Here is a 17,509-nt window from a genome sequence, read left to right on the forward strand (position 1 = left end):
GCGTCGCGAGATGGGCGAATACCGCCGGGCGCACGGCGACCAGCGGGAACCACACTCACAACGCCGCCCGGCGCAGGCCGAGCGGCTACCGTCTCGACGCCTCCGGGGAATTCACGCCGCCACCTTAACAACCGGCGAGCCGACCTGCCGAAGACGACGTCGAGGAATTCCGTTTCGACGTCCAGCGTTGACAGGCGCTGTGGAATCCGAACGTTTACCTCGTTACCGCCTGCTGACCGGCCCCGACGACTCGAGCTTCTGCCGACGGGTCAGTGAAGCACTGGATATGGGCTATGAGTTGCACGGTGGCCCGGCCGCGACTCATGACGGCGAGCGCGTCGTCGTGGCTCAAGCTGTCATCTGGACGCGCGACGAGCCGACGCCTGGCGCGTGACTGCCAGGGCACCATATGGCCGAGATGCGTCGGAAGCGTGTGGGGTGAGGCGGTCGAGTTCGGTGAAGCCTGCGGAGGTGAGGACTTCGGCGAAGGTGTCGACGGGCCAGCGGTAGGCGGTGGTCACCTTGTGCGGAAACGGTTCGACAGCGGTTTCGTCGGTGAAGAAGCCGACGACGAGCCGACCCCCGGGGCGAAGAACTCGCCGGAATTCGGCCAGCACGCCAGGGAATTCGTCCGGCGGCAGGTGGATGAGGGAGAACCAGGAGAGCAGGCCCGCGACGGATTCGTCCGGTGCGTCCACGGCGCGGATCGAGCCGACCTCGAACGGAATCCCGGGGTAGGTCGCGCGGGCGTGCTCGATGAATTCGGGGACCATGTCGAGGCCTTCGGCCGCGATACCCGCCTCGGTGAGGATGTGTGTGAAATGCCCCGGCCCGCAGCCGAGGTCGAGGACAGGACCCTCGGTGAGGTGGCGGAGGACGAAAGCGGAGTCCTCGGGATCGACGGCGGCGGGAAAGCCGCAGACCTCGATGTAGAGCTCGTGCAAGTCGCTGTAGGCCGCGCGGACGGTGTCATCAATCACGATGCGACCGTATCAACGCGAAACAGGGCGGTCGGTCTGTTGTTCGTTTGTGCGGAGGGGGACAGGGTAAGGCGGGAAGCGAGGAACCGACAAGCCAGACGAAGGGACCCGACCATGCCGATCAGGCCTGTCCGCCGCATTGCCCGCACACTGCTGGGGACGACGTTCATCGCCACCGGAGTGAACGGTTTGATGAATCCGAAGCCGCGTGCCGAGGCGGCCGCCGCCCTTGCCGACAAGGGGCGCGACAGCCTGCCCGACGCGCTGGCCGCCAAGGTCCCCGACGACCCCGGCAAGATGGTGCAGATCAACGCGATGGTGCAGGTGGCCGGTGGTCTGCTGCTGGCGAGCGGTCGCGCACCCCGCCCCGCCGCCTTCCTGCTCGCCGCGACCGTCGTCCCGGGCACCGTCACCGAACAGGACTTCTGGTCCGAATCCGACCCCGATCGCAAGGCCGTGAAGCGGGCGGGGTTCCTGAAGGATCTCGGCCTGCTCGGCGGCCTGATGATCGCGGCGGCCGACACCGAGGGCAAGCCGTCGCTGGGCTGGCGGGGTCGCCGTGCCGCCCACAAGCTGATGGATCGCAGCCCGAGCCTGGCCGAGCAGGTGCGCGACGAAGGAGTGGTTGTCCTCGACGCCGCCAAGACGCGCGGGTCGCAGCTTGCCGAGGTCGCCAAGGAACGTGGCCCCCAGCTGGCGGAGCTGGCTCGCGCCCGCAGCGAGCAATTGGCCGAGCTGGCCAGGGAACGCGGCCCGCAGATCGCCGAAGCCGCCCGTGAACGCGGCGCGCACATCGCCGAGGTGGCGCGCGACCGTGGGCCCGAGGTTGCCGACGAGGCGCGCGGTCGCAGCTCGCATCTGGTCGAGGTCGCCAAGGAGCGCGGGGCGCAGCTGGCGGAGATCGCCAGGGAGCGTGGTTCGCAGGCGGCCGAGGTCGCGCGGGAACGCGGTTCGGAGGCGGCCGAGGTCGCGCGGGAACGTGGTGAGGAAGCCAAGATTCGCGGCAAGTACGCCGCCGAGCTGGCCCGCGAACGCGGTTCGGAACTGACCAACGGCAAGCACCGCCGGCTCCCCGCCGCAGCGGCCGACCTCGCCGACCTCGTCGAAAAGACCACGTCCACAACGGCATCCGCGGTCCGTCAGCGTTCGGCTCGCCGATAGCCGAGAGATCGACGCACCCGAAAGTCCGACTGCCGGATCACGAATAGGCGCAACCGCCGCACCGCCACAGCCGGTGCGGCGGTTGCCGTATCGGGCTGCCCTTGGGACTCCCCACAAGGATCTGCCCCGATATCCGTGGTCTGTCAGACCCGCCCCGCATGACGGAGGATGGGAACTCGCGCGGGAGATCGGGTAATCCCGGCGAATCGGGTTTGATGCCGCGCTCAGGCGTGAATACTGGGCTTTCGCAGTTGTTTTCGGAGAGTGGGATTCATCAGATGTTGTCCGGTCGTGAAACGTCCAAGCCGTATGCCGTTCGAGTCGCGTTGGTCGCGGCGGCGGTGACGATCGGGGTGCTCGGTTCGGCGGGCCAGGCGGCCGCGCTACCGGGCTCGGGTTCGGCGAGCGGGTCGGCCGATCTGGCGACCGGGTCGGCCACCGGTTCGGCGAACCTGGCGACGGGTTCGGCGGCGGGCTCCTCGGATACCGGTGCCGCGGGCGGCTATTTCGCCTGGCAGTCGTCGCAGTTCCTGAACAACACCCTGCGGTTCCTGCTGTCGCTGCCGCAGGGAAATCTGCGGTAGGCCACTTACTTCCAGGCGTTTTCCCAGCGCTCGGCGGCCCAGTCGCGCACATCGGGGCTCACCAGGATCGCGGGTAGCAGCAGGGCGAAACCGATGGCGAGCACCGCGAGTCGCACCCACACGCTGAGTTCGGCGAGCGCGCGCAACAACGCGGGCAGCACACACAGTGCCGCGAGGACGACCAGGATGATCGCGGCGAGGTTGCGGCCGGGGCCGGCGATCAATGCCGCGCAGATACCGAAGCACAGTCCGAGTACCAGCCCGACGACGCCGACGAAGTAGTTGTCCCAGGCCAACCAGCCTGGGCGCGCTGTCCGTTGCGTGGCCACGGCCGCAGCTTAACTCGAGCAGCTACTGGTTTGCGGCGTCTCGGACGGAGCCGTCGAGAAGCGGGCAGAAGGTGACGAGCGACCATTCCCGCCGGGGCACGATCGAGTCGTGCACCTGCATGGTCATCGCTACGGCCGCGCCCGTGTCGGGGTGCCGGAACCGCTGCACGGGCCGGTCGAGGTGGGAGGGCACGTCGGGCTCGGTGGTCCAGAACCGTTCCCATTCCTCGGCGACCGCGCAGGCCGCGAAGAGCCGGTCGATCCGCTCCTTGGGCACGACGCCGGGACTCATCACCCGGAATCCGTAGACGCACAGGTGAACCTGCTTGTCCCAGTCGAGCATCACCTCGCGGGAGCGCGGGTCGAGCAGCATCCATTCCAGCAGCGTGGTGCTGGTGTCGAGGCCGGGAAAGTACCGTGTCCAGGCCGAATTCGTGGCGACCACATCGTAGGTCGTGTACATCTGCAGGCTGGCTGGATACGAGATCGAGTTGAGCAGCACGAGATCGGCGGTGGGGATGTCGCTCGGGATGTCGGCCGCCGGGCTGCCGTAGCGGTCGGCCAGCGACAGCGACACCAGGTGATCGCGGAAAAGGGCGGGCACGTCGAGTGCGTCGAACAGCGCGGTGAGCGCCTCGAGGGTCGGTGTGCGCGAACCCTGTTCGATCTTCTGGATCAGGGCGGGGGAGATGCCCGCCCGCGCGCTGAGTGCGACGCGGGTGAGGCCTGCCGCCTCGCGACGTTCGCGCAGGTACCTGGCGATCGCCAGGTGCGAGTCTTCCACGTCGCGGTCCTCTTTCCTGCGGTGGGACAAACTGGGACAGTCGTCTAGCTTGACCGACCGTACGGCGTTCGCGAAAATTCTTACAGCCGGGCGGGGCAGCGCCGGGCTGTCCATCAGTAGTTCCGGAGCGGAACGGTCGCCGGAGGGGACGGCACGCGTGGTTGTCGCGCGCCGAGAGCGCCGTCGCCTGTCGAGGCGTCGATACCCGGGTGGCGCAGGGGTCCACCCGGTGATCACGATCCGCGTCCGCTCCGGGGCCACGCTGTGAGATTCTTCCGTAGACAGGGAACCGTCGGCCCTCGCGATTCGTCTAATGAAGCAGAGACCGATGAAAGCGGGGGGCGATGACGCAGCTGCAGACCGGGCGGACCGGGCGTGGTTCCAGATGGATCCTAGGTATTTCCGGGGTGCTCGCGGCCACGGCGGTGCTGGTCGCCGGGCTGGTGTGGTGGCAGCACGACTGGGGTGAGCCGTTCCCGGCCCTCGACAGCGAACACCTCGACGAACAGCAGATCGCACTGGTTGACGTGTTGCGCCGCGAATACGAGAAGCCAGGTGACGGACCCAAGTACGCCGAGGGCGTGAAGGAGGCGTGGTGCGCCGACTTCGTCAGCTGGACCATGCGCGAGGCGGGCAGGCCACTGAGCAACCCGAACTCCGGTTCCTGGCGCATCCCCGGGGTGTACACGCTGCAGGAGTACTACGAGACCGTCGGCCGGTTCACCCGTCCCGACGTGGGTTACCGGCCGCGCACCGGCGACGTGGTGCTCTACGGTCCCGACAGCCCGCTGGGTCAGCACACCAACATCGTGTTGAAGGCCGAGGGTGACACGATCACCACCATCGGCGGTAACGAGATGGGCACCATCCGGATCCGCACTATCGAGGTGAGCGAAACGCCCGACCTCGTGGGGTACGGAAGATTCTGAAAGTTACTGTCGCGCAAGGTAACCGACCCCACCGACGCGGCACGACCGGGCCGGTGCACGTACGATGGTTCACGCGGCGCCCGGCAGCGCCGCAGCCGACCCCTCCGTCCTGCTTCCCCCTCATCGGCAGGACGGGGGAGTTGCGCCGACACCTGGCCGCGCACTCCGATCCCGTACCGTGTTCGATGTGCGTGTGAAGGTGACCGGAGAAGCACGTCGTGACCCGAAGCGGATCGAGTACGCCGATTTCGGCGAGCGATTCGTCAGGTACGCGGTGACCGAGGACCGGATCGCCGCCGCCGTCGCGGGCATGACCGGGCGTGGTGTGCAGATCGGTCCGTTCTCCCTCGGCCCGGCGGGATTGGCCGGTTTCGCCGCCGAAGGCACCCTCGGTACCCCGGTGGTCACCCGCAATCCCGGCGACGCGCTCACCTTCGGCGTGAAGGTCCCCCTGAAACTCGCGGTGAACCTGATTCTCGGTGGCCGCAAACTCGGCGTGGCCGCCCTCGTCGAGATCGCCCTCACCCTGCACGCCCGCACCGCCGCACCACTGCTCCTCGTCATGGATGTCGGCACGGTGACGGCCAAGGACGTGAGTTTCACCCTGCGTGCCGAGGCCATCGACACCGCCTGGGAAATGCTGCTCGACCCCATCGCGGGCCTCGTTCAGCGCGAGGTCGCGGGCCGGGTCAACGCCATCATCAGCGATCCCAAGGCGCGAGCCGAGCGCGTGTTCGACATCGAGGCGATTCTCGACGGTTACCGCTCCCCGCACCGCAACGACACCGTGTTCGACTGGATCGACCACCGCGAATTCGGGCTGCGCTTCTTCACCCAGATCGTCACCCGCGACCGCGTGCACAGCGTGGTCGCTCAGATGGCGGGCGGGGAGATCGCGATCGGACCGCTGTCGGAGGGCCCGCGCGGCGCGGCGACGGTGACCGTGCGTGGCGCGATCGAGCAGCCGCGCGTGGTCGAGCGCGGTGCGGCGGTGCCCGGCGAGCTCCGGGTGTTCGACATGACCCTGCCGGTCGGCCTCGACATCACCGTCGACGTGCTCAAGGCCAACCACTACCGCGCCGACCTCGAGATCCCCCTGGTCCTCACGGCGCGCGCCGCCGAACCGCTGCAGATCGTGATCGAGGTGCCGCCGCCCGCCATCGAGGACATCTCGATGGAATTCACCGCGAAGGGTTTGCGCGCCGCGACGCTCGCCCGGCTGGCAGGTATCAAGAAACAGGTGATGGCACAGGTCGTCGCGGTGGTGAGTACCGAGCTCGCCGACCCGACGGGCCGGACCATCGACGTCGGCGCCGCCATCGACGGCGCTACCTGAGCTGTGACCGATGGTGCTGCTGTGATTACTGGGTCTAGCGGTGCTGGTGTTAGCTGTGGTGAAATGAGTCGCACGTTCTAGGCTCCCGGCGCGTACGGGGTTGACGCGCCGGGCTCGCTTGCCGGTTGTGGTCGGGTTGCGCGAAGGAGTCCTGTCATGCGTTCTGTTCCGGTCACCCGGCGTGAATTCTTCGGATTCGCCGCCGCCGCGACAACTCTCGGCCTCGGACTGGTTGCCACACCTGCCGCGGCACAGTCCTACGGCACCCTGGTCGACTACGCGGCAGGCGTCCCCTCGGCCGCGGCGATCAAGGCCGCGGGCCACATCGGTGTGATCCGCTACGTCTCCGACCGCAGGCCGGGTGCGGAGTGGATGGAAGGCAAACCGCTGCTGCCCGGCGAAGTGGAAGACCTGTGGGCGCACGGGTTGTCGATCGTGTCGAACTACCAGTTCGGCAAGGGCCCGACCGCCGATTGGCGCGGTGGTCTCGAAGCGGGCAAGCAACATGCCGAGCGCGGGTGGGAACTGCACACCGCCGCAGGCGGACCCGACACCGCCCCGATCTACGCCTCGATCGACGACAACCCCTCCGAGCAGGAGTTCGACGAGATGATCGCGCCCTACATCGCGGGCTGGCAGTCGGTGCTCGGCCCCGACCTCGTCGGCATCTACGCCAACACGCCGACCATCGACCGCGCCCTCGCCGCAGGCCTCGGATCCTGGTTCTGGCAGCACAATTGGGGCACCCCGAGAGGTTTCGTGCACGACAACGCCCACCTGCACCAGTTCGAGATCGACAAGCGCGCCATCGACGGCGTCGGCGTCGACGTGAACACCGTGCTGGCCTCGGACTACGGCCAGTGGTGACCCCCTGAGACAACTCGAGCCCGGCACCGTTCGCGAGAACGGGACCGGGCTCGAGCTCTGCCTACCTACACGGTGAAGAACCCGAGGGTCGGCATGAAGTTGCAGGTGCGTGGGGCGGCGCCCTCGGCGGCGGTGGTCAGCGACCCGGAGATCACCGCGACCACCCGGCCGTGGCCGGTGTTGGCGATGGTCGACAGCGTGGCGGGCCCGCCGGGGTTGATCTTCGCCTCGTCGGTGAGCGTCTGCACGCCCGACTGACGGGTGTCGAGATTGAGCCACTGCACCGTCATCGGCGGGTTCTGTTCGGCGGTCGGCGCCTTGGTGCCGAGCGCGGTGAACACGAAACCGGCTTGGCCGGCGGCGGGGCCGGGCGGAGGCAGCTGCGCCGGACCGGGGACCGCGAGCGCGGTGCCGACCGAGTCGGCGCCGTCGCCGATGCACGCCTTGCCGATGGTCGGGTACAGGAACTGCGCGATGACCGGGCCGTTCTCGGGGATGTCGGGGCCGCCGCCGCCGCTGCCGTCGAGGAAGGTGATGATCCGCTCCAGCGTCGCCTTGATGGCGGGCGGCAGATTCATGGTCGCCAGCAGGACCCGCGCCTGATCGAGCAGGGCGGTCTGCGGGCTCGCGACATCGGCGGGACCGGCGATCAGGCCGGTCACAGCGGGCGCGAAAGCGGCGAGCGCGTCGACCGGGACGCCCTCGGGCACCATCGGCACGCTGACCGGGGCCGCCTGCGCGGCGGGCGCGGCCGTTGTCGACGCGGGCACGGCGAGCATGGCGCCTGCCGCGAGGGCGAGAGCGGTCGTTGCGATCCGCGATGCTCGGCTACGAAGCACTTGTCCAGCCGTCCTTACCTCGGTGTTGCGATGGGCGAGGGTTGTCGGTCCCCATGACGGGGTCACTCTAAGGACAACGCTGCCGTGTTGTACAGCCGCCGGGCCAGTGAAGACATCCCGGCCGAAAATACTCTGCATCGAAGCTAGCCCTGTGAAGTGTTGCACGTGGGGACGTTGATGCAACTGTGACCAGCGGTGTCGCGTCAAGGGGAGAATCGACGCCCGCCAGGGCCGAAAACCCGCGGCGCCAGCCGCCAAACTATTGTGATCTGGCACCGCGTACGCGCCATTTCATACGACCGAAAGCACGGCCTTGAACCGACACCTCCGATGGGCTCTCGCGCTGCTCGGACTGTCCGTGCTCGCCCGGCTGGCCTGGATGCTGTTCGCGCCCAACGGGCTCAACGTCGTCGACCTGCACGTGTACGTCGATGGTTCGGCCTCGCTGCTCACCGATCGTCTCTACGACTTCACCTACGCGGAGAAGACACCCGACTTCCCGCTGCCGTTCACGTATCCACCGTTCGCCGCGCTGGTCTTCTTTCCCCTGCACTACCTGCCGTTCCCGGTGGTCGCGGTCGGCTGGATGCTGGCGACCGTCGCCGCGCTCTACGGCGTGATCGCGATCGGTTTCGAACTGCTGCTCGGTAGGAAGACGGCGCGGGAAACGAAGTGGGTCACCGCCGCGGTCGGCTGGACCGCGCTCGGTGTGTGGCTGGAGCCGGTGCGCACGACCATCGATTACGGCCAGGTGAATGTGTTCCTGGTGTTCGGCGCGATGCTCGCGGTGCGCAGCTCGCGGTGGTGGGTCTCCGGTGGGCTCGTCGGTGTGATCGCGGGGATCAAACTGACGCCCGCGATCACCGGCCTCTATTTCGTGGCGCGGCGTCGGTGGGCGACGGTGGTGTGGTCGGCGGCGGCGTTCGGCCTGACGGTCGCTGTGAGTTTTCTCATCAATGCGCACGAGGCGAAGCGCTATTTCGGCACGCTCCTCGGTGACGCAGACCGGATCGGCCCGGTGGGTTCGGTGTGGAATCAGTCGTTGCGTGGCGCGTTGAGCCGCATCCTCGGCTACGACGTGGGTTCGGGTCCGTGGTGGATCGCGGGCGTGCTCGTCACCGCCGTGCTGGCGTTCCTGGCGTGGCGCACCCTCGGCCCCGACGACCGGCTCGGCACCCTGGTGCTCGTGCAGCTGTTCGGCCTGATGATCTCGCCGATCTCCTGGTCGCACCACTGGGTGTGGCTGATCCCCACTGTGTTGTGGCTGCTCTACGGCCCGCTGAAGGCCGAGCGGATGGCGCGCGCGCTCGCCGCGTTCTGGGTGCTGACGATGCTGGTCGGCGTGCCGTGGGTGCTGTCTTTCGCGCAGCCGACGATCTGGGAGATCTCGCGTCCGTGGGTGCTGGCCTGGCTCGGCGCGGTGGATGTGATCGGGGTGTTCGTGCTCCTCGGCTGGCTGGTGTGGCACGGGCGCGACACCCTCGCCGCGCAGGTGCGCGGCCGTCGCGCGGTGGAGGTCGCGGCGGGCTGACTCAGCCCGCGACGATGTCGTCGATCACGTGCGCCATCGCCGTGTCCTGCCCGGTGAGCCCACCCGCCGAATGCGTGCTGAGCGTGAAACGGATTGTGCGCCAACGGATATCGATGTCGGGATGATGATCGGCCTGCTCGGCGGCGGTGGCGACCTTGCGGACGAGTTCGATGCCGTCGAGGAAACTCGGGGCTTTCACCGTCCGGGTGATGGCGTCGCCTTCGCGCGACCAGTCCGGCAGCGTGGCCAGGGCGATGGTGATCTCGGGGTCGGAGAGCAGCGAATTACCCATAACTGCAGTTCTACGCCTCATCCGGGCAGGGCGCATCGCCCGTCGTCGGATGCTCAGGCGGCGCGCGCCTGTTTGAGGGCCTTTTTGAGATCTTTACCGCTCAGACCGGCGGCTTCGGCCTTCTTCATACGCATGATGACGACGGGGCATTTGAAGCAGCGCGTCTTCTTCCGGCAGCACTTTTTCTTCGGCTTGAGGCTGGAAACCTTCTTCGCCTTTACCTTGCCCACGCGGGTTAGCTTACCCTAAGTACAAAGGCTGACACGTGCCCGCCACTTCGGTACCGGTAGTCTGGAACAGGCCGCGAGCAAGATTCATGCGTGCCAAATACATCAACAGCAGGAGGATCCAGGCGTGTCGTCTACACGCGATTTCCGCAACGTCGCCATCGTGGCCCACGTCGACCACGGCAAGACGACCCTGGTCGACGCCATGCTTCGTCAGTCGGGCGCGTTCGCTGAGCGAGCCGAACTGGTCGACCGAGTCATGGACTCCGGTGACCTCGAGCGCGAGAAGGGCATCACCATTCTCGCGAAGAACACCGCCGTCCACCGGCACCATCCCGACGGTTCCGTCACCGTCATCAATGTCATCGATACCCCCGGCCACGCCGACTTCGGTGGTGAGGTCGAACGCGGCCTCTCCATGGTCGACGGTGTCGTCCTGCTCGTCGACGCGTCCGAGGGTCCGCTCCCGCAGACCCGTTTCGTGCTGCGCAAGGCGCTCGCGGCCAAGCTGCCGGTGATCCTGGTCGTCAACAAGACCGACCGCCCCGACGCCCGCATCGCCGAGGTCGTCGAGGAGTCGCACGATCTGCTGCTCGACCTGGCCTCGGATCTCGACGACGAGGCCGCCGAAGCCGCCGAGCTCGCGCTCGACCTGCCGGTGCTCTACGCCTCGGGTCGTGAGGGCAAGGCGTCCAAGGAGCAGCCGGAGAACGGTCAGGCGCCCGCCGCCGAGAACCTCGACGCGCTGTTCGACGTGCTCATGGAGTACATCCCGGCGCCCAAGGGCGACCCGGAAGGCCCGCTGCAGGCCCACGTCACCAACCTCGACGCCTCGGCCTTCCTCGGCCGTCTCGCGCTGGTTCGTATCTTCAGCGGTGAGCTGCGCAAGGGCCAGAACGTGGCCTGGATCAACGCCGACGGCGTGAAGACCGTCAAGATCACCGAGCTGCTGCAGACCGTCGGTGTGGAACGTCTGCCCGGTGAGGTCGCCGTGGCCGGTGACATCGTCGCCATCGCGGGCATCTCCGACATCATGATCGGCGACACCCTCGCCGACGTGGAGAACCCGGTCGCGCTGCCGCGCATCTCGGTCGACGAGCCGGCCATCTCGGTGGTCATCGGCACCAACACCTCGCCGCTGGTCGGCCGGGTGCAGGGCCACAAGCTCACCGCCCGCATGGTGAAGGCGCGTCTGGATCAGGAACTGATCGGCAACGTGTCGCTGCGCGTGCTCGACATCGGCCGTCCCGACGCCTGGGAGGTGCAGGGCCGTGGTGAGCTGGCGCTGGCCATCCTGGTCGAGCAGATGCGCCGCGAGGGCTTCGAGCTCACCGTCGGCAAGCCGCAGGTGGTCACCAAGCAGGTCGACGGCAAGGTGCACGAGCCGTTCGAAGAGCTGACCATCGACTGCCCCGACGAGTACCTGGGTGCCATCACCCAGCTGCTGGCCGCCCGCAAGGGCAAGATGGTGCAGATGAGCAACCACGCCGCCGGTTGGGTGCGCATGGAGTTCATCGTCCCGTCGCGTGGCCTGATCGGCTTCCGCACCGTGTTCCTCACCGAGACCCGCGGCACCGGCATCGCCAACGCCGTGTCCCACGGGTACGCGCCGTGGGCCGGTGAGATCCGCGCCCGCCACACCGGTTCGCTGGTGTCGGACCGCGCGGGCTCCGTCACCCCGTTCGCGATGATCCAGCTGGCCGACCGTGGTCAGTTCTTCGTCGAGCCGGGCGCGGAGACCTACGAGGGCCACGTGGTCGGCATCAACCCGCGTGCCGAGGATCTCGACATCAATGTGACCCGCGAGAAGAAGCTGACCAACATGCGCAGCGCGACCGCGGACACCTTCGAGACCATGGCCAAGCCCCTGCAGCTCGATCTCGAGCTGGCGATGGAGTTCTGTGCCGGCGACGAGTGCGTCGAGGTCACCCCCGAGGTGGTCCGCGTGCGCAAGGTGGTGCTCGGTGCCAACGAGCGGGCGCGTGACCTGTCGCGTCGCAAGGCCCGCGACAAGGCCGCCGCCTCGAGCTAGCGGTCGGTAGGTGTTTCACGGCGTCGGCCGGGTACCGGAAACGGGCCCGGCCGACGCCTTTTGTGCAGTCCGGCAACGGATCGAGGGGTCAAGTAGAGTGCGCAGGGTGAATTCGGGGTGGCGCGCGATGTGGCGCGCGATGGTGCTGGCGATGATCGCCTCGACGGTGGTCGTGGCCGGGTGCACCGCGAATCCGCCGCCGCCGATCGAGAGCACCGATTCGCCCAAGACCACCCAGGCCAAGCCGGGCAAGAACACCGTCGTCGTCGCCATCGACGACATCGGGATCGGATTCAATCCGCATCTGCGTTCGGATCAGTCGCCCGCCACCAACGCGGTGAGTTCGATGGTGTTGCCGAGCCCGTTCCGGCCGGTGCCCAATCCGGCCCACCCAGGTGTGGTGGATTTCGTGCCCGACTCGGCGCTGATCGTGTCGGCCGATGTGACCTCGCAGGAACCGTTCACCATCACCTATACCCTGCGTAATCAGGCGAATTGGTCCGACGGCGCGCCGATCGCCGCCGAGGACTTCCGGTTCCTGTGGCAGCAGATGATCTCCCAGCCCGGTGTGGTCGATCCGGCGGGCTACCGGCTGATCTCCGACGTGGCGTCCTCGGGTGGGGGCAAAACGGTCACTGTGACGCTGACCCAGCCGTATCCGGCATGGCGTGAGCTGTTCGCGAACCTGCTGCCCTCGCATCTGGTGAAGGACTCCCCGGGTGGATTCACCAGCGGACTCGTGGATCGGATTCCGGTGTCGGGCGGCAACTTCACGATCAAGTCCGTGGATCGCGGGCGCGACGAGATCCTGCTCGAACGCAACGACCGGTTCTGGGGCACCCCGGCCGCACCCGATCAGATCCTGTTGCGGCGCGGCGGATCTCCCTCCCAGCTCGCCGAATCCCTGCGCACCGGCGACGCGCAGATGGCGCTGGTGCACGGCGGGGTCGCCACCCAGGCGCAACTCGGCGCCATCCCGTCGGTGCGCACGACGATCATGCCGCAGGCGCGGGAACTGCAACTCACCCTCAACGGCCGCTCCGGCGACCTGGTCGACGTGCGGGTGCGCAAAGCGCTGCTCGCCCTGCTCGATCCCGCCCTGCTCGCGACCGTCGGGGCGCAGAGCGGTGGCTGGGTGGAACCCGCTCGCGCTCAAGTACTTCCACCGTCGAGCCCCGGCTATCTGCCGACCGCCCCGCCCCGGCTCAGCGCCGACGAGGCGTTCGCCCTGCTGGCCGAGGCCGGTTTCGGACGGGCACCGGAGACGCCGCAGACGAGTTCGCCCACTTCGCCCGCACCACAGCCACGTTCGGTGGCGCGCAACGGCAAGGGCTTGTCGGTGCGCATCGGCGCGGTCGCCGAGGACGAGGCGGCACTGGCCGTCGCCAACACCGCCGCCGACCAATTGCGCAGTGCCGGAATCGATGCCACCGTGCGCGGCATCCCCGCCGACGAACTCTACGGTCGCGAACTCACCGAGTCGTCGGTCGACGCGATCGTCGGGTGGGAACTCGCGGGCGGTGATCCGGCGACGGTGCTCGCCTCCCGGTACGGATGTCCGCCGGTGGAGCCGCCGGGTGCCGACGGCCCGGTGCTGGCCGCGGCCGAGGCCTACCGGCAGGCGCCGAGCAATGTCGGCGGCGTTTGCGATCCGGGCTTGCAACCGTCGATCGACGAGGCGCTGCGCGGAATCGACGTGGGCCGGATCGTCGCCGAGGCCGAGCCCAAACTGTGGGAACTGTCGACGGTGCTGCCGATCGTGCAGGACAACGTCGTCGCGGCGGCGGGCCCTCGTGTGGACGGTGCGTCCCTGTCGGGCGCCATCCAGGTCGGCATCTTCGGTGATACGGCACAGTGGCGGAGGATCCCATGACGCGCGAGACCGGCGGCCTGCTCCTGGTGCACGCCCACCCCGACGACGAAACCCTCACCACCGGTGGCACTATCGCGCACTACCGCCGTCGCGGTGTGCCGGTGACAGTGGTGACCTGCACGCTCGGTGAGGAAGGTGAGGTCATCGGCGAACGCTGGGCGCGCCTGATCGCCACCGAGGCCGACCAGCTCGGCGGCTACCGCATCAGCGAACTCACCGCCGCCCTCGCCGCGCTGGACGCGGGTGAACCGCTGTTCCTCGGTGGGCCGGGTCGCTGGCGTGATTCCGGGATGGCGGGCACGCCGTCGGCCGAGCATCCGCGCGCGTTCGTGAACTCCGGTGACGCGGCGGTCGACGAACTCGTCGCGGTGCTGCTGGAACTGCGCCCGCGCGTGGTCGTCACCTACGACCCGCGCGGCGGCTACGGGCATCCCGACCACATCCGGGCACACCACGTCACAACCGCCGCCGTGGCCGCGGCCGCCGAACAGGGCTACGACGTGCCCAAGTTCTACTGGACCGTCACCGACGCCGACCTGCTGCGCCAGCACACCGCCGCCCTCGCCCGCCGCACCGTCGACGGGCTGCCCGGCGCCCTGCCGGAAGGGTGGCGGTTGCCCGTGGAGGCGGAGCTGGCGGCGATGTCGACCACCGCCGGGGTGAGCACCGTGGTCGACGTGTCGGACGTGCTCGTCGCCAAGCGTGCGGCCATGCGCGCGCACGCCACCCAGGTGACCCTCGCACCGAGCGGCCGGGAGTTCGCGCTGTCGAACAACATCGCCCTGCCGGTGCTGCCGGAGGAACATTTCACCCTGGTGCGTGGCACCCGTGGGCCGGTCGGCGACGACGGGTTCGAGCACGACCTGTTCGCCGGCCTCGAATGAGCCGACCGGCCGAATAGACTCGCCCGCATGGTGACCACCGACCAGTCCACCGCGCGCCGTGGCGTGCGTCTGCCCGCACCGCCCGATCCCCTCGTCGCCGGGCTCATCGTCGTGTTGCTCATGGTCGACGCGCTCATCACCCTCGCGCTCGAGGTGCTGTTCCTGCCGCTGTACATCGGGTCGGTGCCGTTGCCGATCGCGGCGCTGGTGGCCGGAGTGGTGAATGTCGGTCTGGTGTACGGGATGGCGAGCGTCACCGATCGGCTCGGTTTCGTCTTCGCGCCGATCGTGTTGTGGCTCTTCGGTTTCCTGCTGTGCGCGTCGCGGGGTCCGGGTGGTGACGTGATGCTCGGCAACGACGGTCGCACCCTGCTGCTGTTGGCCTGCGGGGTGCTCGCGCCCATGGGTTACCTGTATTCCCGGGCGAATTCGCCCCGCGCCCGCCGAGCGGGCTGATCACGCTCGACGGGTCTCGATCCCGTCGAGGATGAGGTCCAGTTCGCGGGTGAACTTGTCGAAGACGGCCGGATCGGGCTTGTCGCGCAACCGCGCGAGCTGGTCGGTATAGCGCTGGTGCAGGCGGGGGAACGGACGGGCGGCGGCCTCGCTGGCGGCCAGCACCTGGGTGGCCCACTGTTCGCTGGACAGGCCGCTCTGCGCGATCGTCATCAGCATGGCGGCCTCGCCACCGCAGGAGCCGACGACGAACTGGAAGACGGCGTTACCCGCGATGTCGACCACGTCGTCGGGCAGGCCCGCGGCGTCGAGGATCGCGATCATCGAGTCGGTGAGTCGCATCATGTTGGGGCCGAGGTACATCAGCGCGGCGGTGCTGAGCACGACGGTGATCCACGGGTGCGCGAGCAGGGTCTTGCGCACTCCGGCGGCTTGTTCGTGCATCACCTCGCGCCAGCGGTCGCCGTCGGGGGCCGGGACCGGAACCTCGCCGATCACCTGGTCGACGACCAGTTCCAGTAGCTCGTCCTTGTTGGCGACGTGAGTGTAGAGCGAGGTAGCTCCGGCGCCGAGCCGGGCGCCGAGTTTGCGCATGCTCAGGGCGTCGAAACCCTCCTCGTCGAGCAGGCGGATCGCCTCCGCCACGATCTGGTCGCGGCTCAGCGCGGGTTGGTCGCGGCGTTCGCGGGGCGGCCTGGTCCACACCGACGGGATCCCGGTCGGGCTCGCTGCCATCGCTGCCTCCTCTTCTGTGGCGGGTCTCGTCCAGCATAGCCGGTTCATGAACAGTGTTCGGTTGCCGTACAACGTTCCCCTTGCGGACGGCGTTCAGTAGACCGTACAGTGTTCGCATTGGCCGCACACTGTGCGGGTAGCTTCGGAAAGGGGAGCAGAGATGACAACGCTCACGAAGGTGCGCGATCCGCGCCGGTGGCTGATCCTGATCGTGCTGTGTCTGAGCAGCCTGGTGCTGGTCGTGGACAACATGGTGCTCACGGTCGCGATCCCGCAGATCGCCACCGACCTCGGCGCGAGCGCACCACAGATCCAATGGATCATCGACGCCTACCTGCTGGTCTTCGCAGGCCTGCTGCTCACCTCCGGCAGCCTCTCCGACCGGTTCGGCCGCAAGCTGGTGATGATCATCGGGCTGGTGATCTTCGGCGCGGCCTCCCTGCTCGCGGCCTATGCGGGCAGTCCGGAACTGCTGATCGCCGGGCGCGCGCTGATGGGCATCGGCGGGGTGCTCATCATGCCGAGCACGCTGTCGATCCTGATCACCGTCTTCGACGACGACGAACGACCCAAGGCCATCGGCGCGTGGAGCGCCGTGGCGACCGTTGGCCTGGTCGGCGGCCCCGTGGTGGGTGGTGTGCTGCTCGAACACTTCTGGTGGGGTTCGGTTTTCGTCATGAACGTGCCGATCGTCGTGGTCGCTCTCGTCGCCGCGCTCGTGCTCATGCCCGAATCGAAGGGCCCGTGGCGCACCCCCGACTTCCCCGGCATGCTCACCTCCATCATCGGCATGACGGCGCTGGTCTGGACGATCATCTCGGTGCCGCACGCGGGCTGGACCGATTCCGGTGTGCTCGCCGGCTTCGCCGTGACGGTCGTTGCCCTCGCCGCCTTCGTCGTCCGTGAGATGCGCACCGACTCCCCGATGGTTCCGCTGCACTTGTTCCGCGACCGCACCTTCACCGGGTCGAGCTTCTCGCTGGTGCTGGTGACCTTCGCCAACGGTGGACTCGTGCTCGTGCTCACCCAGTATCTGCAGTTCGTGCTCGGCTACACCCCGATGCGCACCGCGCTCGCCTTCACGCCGATGGCGGTGACGCTGCTGCTCGCCAACGGGGTCGGTGCGGTGCTGGTCGGCAAGCTGGGGGCGCGGATCGTCACCATCGCCGGACTCGTGGTGGTCGCCGCCGGTTTCGCGGTCCTCGCCACTCTCGACGCCGGAGCGAGCTTCACCCTGCCCGCCGTGGCGATGGCGCTGCTCGGTGCCGGTGGTGGTCTGGCCATGCCCGCCGCGATCGGCGCGCTGATGAGTGCGGTTCCCGAGGACCACGCGGGGGTGGGCTCGGCGCTCAACGACACCATCCAGCAGGCGGGCGCCGCGCTCGGTGTCGCGGTGCTCGGCGCCATCCTGGCGGGCACCTTCGCCGGCGCCATGCCGGACTCCGCGCCGCACGCGGCGCGGGAGTCCATCGCGGGTGCGCTCGGCACCGGCGACGCCGGGCTGATCGGCCTGGCTCGCGACGCCTTCTGCACCGCCATGCAGGTCACCTTCGGTGTGGGTGCGCTCGCCTCGGTCGCGGCCTCGGTGCTCGCGGTGGTGCTGATGCGGGACGTGAAAAAGCCTGCGGCCGAGACTGATTCGGCGCCGGAGACGGTGGGCGTCTGACGCA

At 68.4% G+C, this 17,509-nt stretch carries 19 protein-coding genes; 12 read left to right on the top strand and 7 right to left on the bottom strand.

Annotation, left to right across the window (positions count from 1 at the left end; translation table 11 throughout):
• The first annotated feature begins 10 nt into the window (after window positions 1-10).
• The gene (locus tag NI2_RS32720) at window positions 11-394 is read left to right on the top strand and encodes a DUF1737 domain-containing protein (protein ID WP_084475866.1); all 384 of its coding nucleotides are present in this window, start codon (window positions 11-13) and stop codon (window positions 392-394) included.
• On the opposite strand, the gene NI2_RS03445 is transcribed toward NI2_RS32720, so the two are convergent.
• Complete coding sequence (locus NI2_RS03445) at window positions 357-980, bottom strand: class I SAM-dependent methyltransferase (RefSeq protein WP_243749747.1); 624 nt, start codon at window positions 978-980, stop codon at window positions 357-359. The genes NI2_RS32720 and NI2_RS03445 overlap by 38 nt on opposite strands.
• 114 nt (window positions 981-1,094) lie before the next feature.
• On the opposite strand from NI2_RS03445, the gene NI2_RS03450 reads away from it, so the two are divergent.
• On the top strand, window positions 1,095-2,141 hold the full coding sequence (locus tag NI2_RS03450; protein WP_084475827.1) for a DoxX family protein: 1,047 nt from the start codon (window positions 1,095-1,097) through the stop codon (window positions 2,139-2,141).
• Between the two features lie 278 nt (window positions 2,142-2,419).
• Window positions 2,420-2,725 (top strand): hypothetical protein, encoded by a 306-nt coding sequence (locus NI2_RS03455; RefSeq protein WP_067485716.1) that lies wholly within the window; start codon window positions 2,420-2,422, stop codon window positions 2,723-2,725.
• Between the two features lie 5 nt (window positions 2,726-2,730).
• On the opposite strand, the gene NI2_RS03460 is transcribed toward NI2_RS03455, so the two are convergent.
• Together NI2_RS03460 and NI2_RS03465 are read right to left on the bottom strand one after the other, a co-directional pair.
• Entirely contained in the window at window positions 2,731-3,054 is a 324-nt protein-coding gene (locus NI2_RS03460) for a hypothetical protein (protein ID WP_133733840.1), read from the bottom strand.
• A gap of 22 nt (window positions 3,055-3,076) precedes the next feature.
• Window positions 3,077-3,838: a helix-turn-helix domain-containing protein gene (locus NI2_RS03465; RefSeq protein ID WP_067485720.1), complete on the bottom strand. Its 762-nt coding sequence runs from the start codon at window positions 3,836-3,838 to the stop codon at window positions 3,077-3,079.
• Window positions 3,839-4,182: 344 nt separating this feature from the next.
• Here NI2_RS03465 and NI2_RS03470 point away from each other — a divergent pair, with 344 nt between their 5' ends.
• From NI2_RS03470 to NI2_RS03480, 3 genes are all read left to right on the top strand, one after another.
• Entirely contained in the window at window positions 4,183-4,767 is a 585-nt protein-coding gene (locus NI2_RS03470; protein ID WP_067485722.1) for a CHAP domain-containing protein, read from the top strand.
• Window positions 4,768-4,954: 187 nt separating this feature from the next.
• The gene (locus tag NI2_RS03475) at window positions 4,955-6,103 is read left to right on the top strand and encodes a hypothetical protein (protein ID WP_243749746.1); all 1,149 of its coding nucleotides are present in this window, start codon (window positions 4,955-4,957) and stop codon (window positions 6,101-6,103) included.
• 156 nt (window positions 6,104-6,259) lie between these two features.
• Window positions 6,260-6,970, top strand: coding sequence for a DUF1906 domain-containing protein (locus NI2_RS03480; protein ID WP_067485724.1), 711 nt, complete (start codon window positions 6,260-6,262; stop codon window positions 6,968-6,970).
• A gap of 65 nt (window positions 6,971-7,035) precedes the next feature.
• On the opposite strand, the gene NI2_RS03485 is transcribed toward NI2_RS03480, so the two are convergent.
• Entirely contained in the window at window positions 7,036-7,809 is a 774-nt protein-coding gene (locus tag NI2_RS03485) for an Rv1157c family protein (protein ID WP_067485726.1), read from the bottom strand.
• Between the two features lie 313 nt (window positions 7,810-8,122).
• On the opposite strand from NI2_RS03485, the gene NI2_RS03490 reads away from it, so the two are divergent.
• Window positions 8,123-9,340 carry a mannosyltransferase gene (locus NI2_RS03490; RefSeq protein WP_067485728.1) on the top strand — a complete coding sequence of 406 codons (1,218 nt, stop codon included), beginning with the start codon at window positions 8,123-8,125 and terminating at the stop codon, window positions 9,338-9,340.
• A 1-nt stretch (window position 9,341) separates the two neighbouring features.
• Here the strand turns inward: NI2_RS03490 and NI2_RS03495 are convergent, their stop codons facing one another.
• Together NI2_RS03495 and NI2_RS34355 are read right to left on the bottom strand one after the other, a co-directional pair.
• Complete coding sequence (locus tag NI2_RS03495; RefSeq protein WP_067485730.1) at window positions 9,342-9,632, bottom strand: 4a-hydroxytetrahydrobiopterin dehydratase; 291 nt, start codon at window positions 9,630-9,632, stop codon at window positions 9,342-9,344.
• A 53-nt stretch (window positions 9,633-9,685) separates the two neighbouring features.
• A complete protein-coding gene (locus tag NI2_RS34355; protein WP_166655726.1) occupies window positions 9,686-9,862 on the bottom strand; it encodes a hypothetical protein in 177 nt (58 codons plus the stop codon).
• A 124-nt stretch (window positions 9,863-9,986) separates the two neighbouring features.
• On the opposite strand from NI2_RS34355, the gene typA reads away from it, so the two are divergent.
• The 4 genes from typA (at window position 9,987) to NI2_RS03515 (ending at window position 15,104) form a co-directional block, all read left to right on the top strand.
• A complete protein-coding gene (gene typA / locus NI2_RS03500; RefSeq protein ID WP_067485732.1) occupies window positions 9,987-11,891 on the top strand; it encodes a translational GTPase TypA in 1,905 nt (634 codons plus the stop codon).
• A gap of 127 nt (window positions 11,892-12,018) precedes the next feature.
• Window positions 12,019-13,764: an ABC transporter family substrate-binding protein gene (locus NI2_RS03505; protein WP_067486003.1), complete on the top strand. Its 1,746-nt coding sequence runs from the start codon at window positions 12,019-12,021 to the stop codon at window positions 13,762-13,764.
• Entirely contained in the window at window positions 13,761-14,648 is an 888-nt protein-coding gene (mshB, locus tag NI2_RS03510) for an N-acetyl-1-D-myo-inositol-2-amino-2-deoxy-alpha-D-glucopyranoside deacetylase (protein WP_067486005.1), read from the top strand. Before NI2_RS03505 ends, mshB begins: the two co-directional genes overlap by 4 nt.
• A gap of 27 nt (window positions 14,649-14,675) precedes the next feature.
• Entirely contained in the window at window positions 14,676-15,104 is a 429-nt protein-coding gene (locus NI2_RS03515; protein ID WP_067485734.1) for a hypothetical protein, read from the top strand.
• Here NI2_RS03515 and NI2_RS03520 read toward each other — a convergent pair whose 3' ends face one another.
• Window positions 15,105-15,839, bottom strand: coding sequence for a TetR/AcrR family transcriptional regulator C-terminal domain-containing protein (locus NI2_RS03520; protein ID WP_067485736.1), 735 nt, complete (start codon window positions 15,837-15,839; stop codon window positions 15,105-15,107).
• Between the two features lie 160 nt (window positions 15,840-15,999).
• Between NI2_RS03520 and NI2_RS03525 the strand changes: the two genes are divergently transcribed.
• A complete protein-coding gene (locus NI2_RS03525; RefSeq protein WP_067485738.1) occupies window positions 16,000-17,505 on the top strand; it encodes an MFS transporter in 1,506 nt (501 codons plus the stop codon).
• Window positions 17,506-17,509: the final 4 nt, after the last annotated feature.

The organism is Nocardia ignorata NBRC 108230 (genome assembly GCF_001612905.1).
Taxonomy (GTDB): Bacteria; Actinomycetota; Actinomycetes; order Mycobacteriales; family Mycobacteriaceae; genus Nocardia; species Nocardia ignorata.

What these genes read in the sequence shown, in the direction of transcription:
- mshB (WP_067486005.1), top strand. Translation starts at nt 13,761, where the DNA reads ATGACGCGCGAGACCGGCGGCCTGCTCCTGGTGCACGCCCACCCCGAC.
- NI2_RS03455 (WP_067485716.1), top strand. Translation starts at nt 2,420, where the DNA reads ATGTTGTCCGGTCGTGAAACGTCCAAGCCGTATGCCGTTCGAGTCGCG.
- NI2_RS03480 (WP_067485724.1), top strand. Translation starts at nt 6,260, where the DNA reads ATGCGTTCTGTTCCGGTCACCCGGCGTGAATTCTTCGGATTCGCCGCC.
- NI2_RS03505 (WP_067486003.1), top strand. Translation starts at nt 12,019, where the DNA reads ATGTGGCGCGCGATGGTGCTGGCGATGATCGCCTCGACGGTGGTCGTG.
- NI2_RS03495 (WP_067485730.1), bottom strand. Translation starts at nt 9,632, where the DNA reads ATGGGTAATTCGCTGCTCTCCGACCCCGAGATCACCATCGCCCTGGCC.
- NI2_RS03470 (WP_067485722.1), top strand. Translation starts at nt 4,183, where the DNA reads ATGACGCAGCTGCAGACCGGGCGGACCGGGCGTGGTTCCAGATGGATC.
- NI2_RS03520 (WP_067485736.1), bottom strand. Translation starts at nt 15,839, where the DNA reads ATGGCAGCGAGCCCGACCGGGATCCCGTCGGTGTGGACCAGGCCGCCC.
- NI2_RS03515 (WP_067485734.1), top strand. Translation starts at nt 14,676, where the DNA reads ATGGTGACCACCGACCAGTCCACCGCGCGCCGTGGCGTGCGTCTGCCC.
- NI2_RS32720 (WP_084475866.1), top strand. Translation starts at nt 11, where the DNA reads ATGGGCGAATACCGCCGGGCGCACGGCGACCAGCGGGAACCACACTCA.
- NI2_RS03450 (WP_084475827.1), top strand. Translation starts at nt 1,095, where the DNA reads ATGCCGATCAGGCCTGTCCGCCGCATTGCCCGCACACTGCTGGGGACG.
- NI2_RS03525 (WP_067485738.1), top strand. Translation starts at nt 16,000, where the DNA reads ATGACAACGCTCACGAAGGTGCGCGATCCGCGCCGGTGGCTGATCCTG.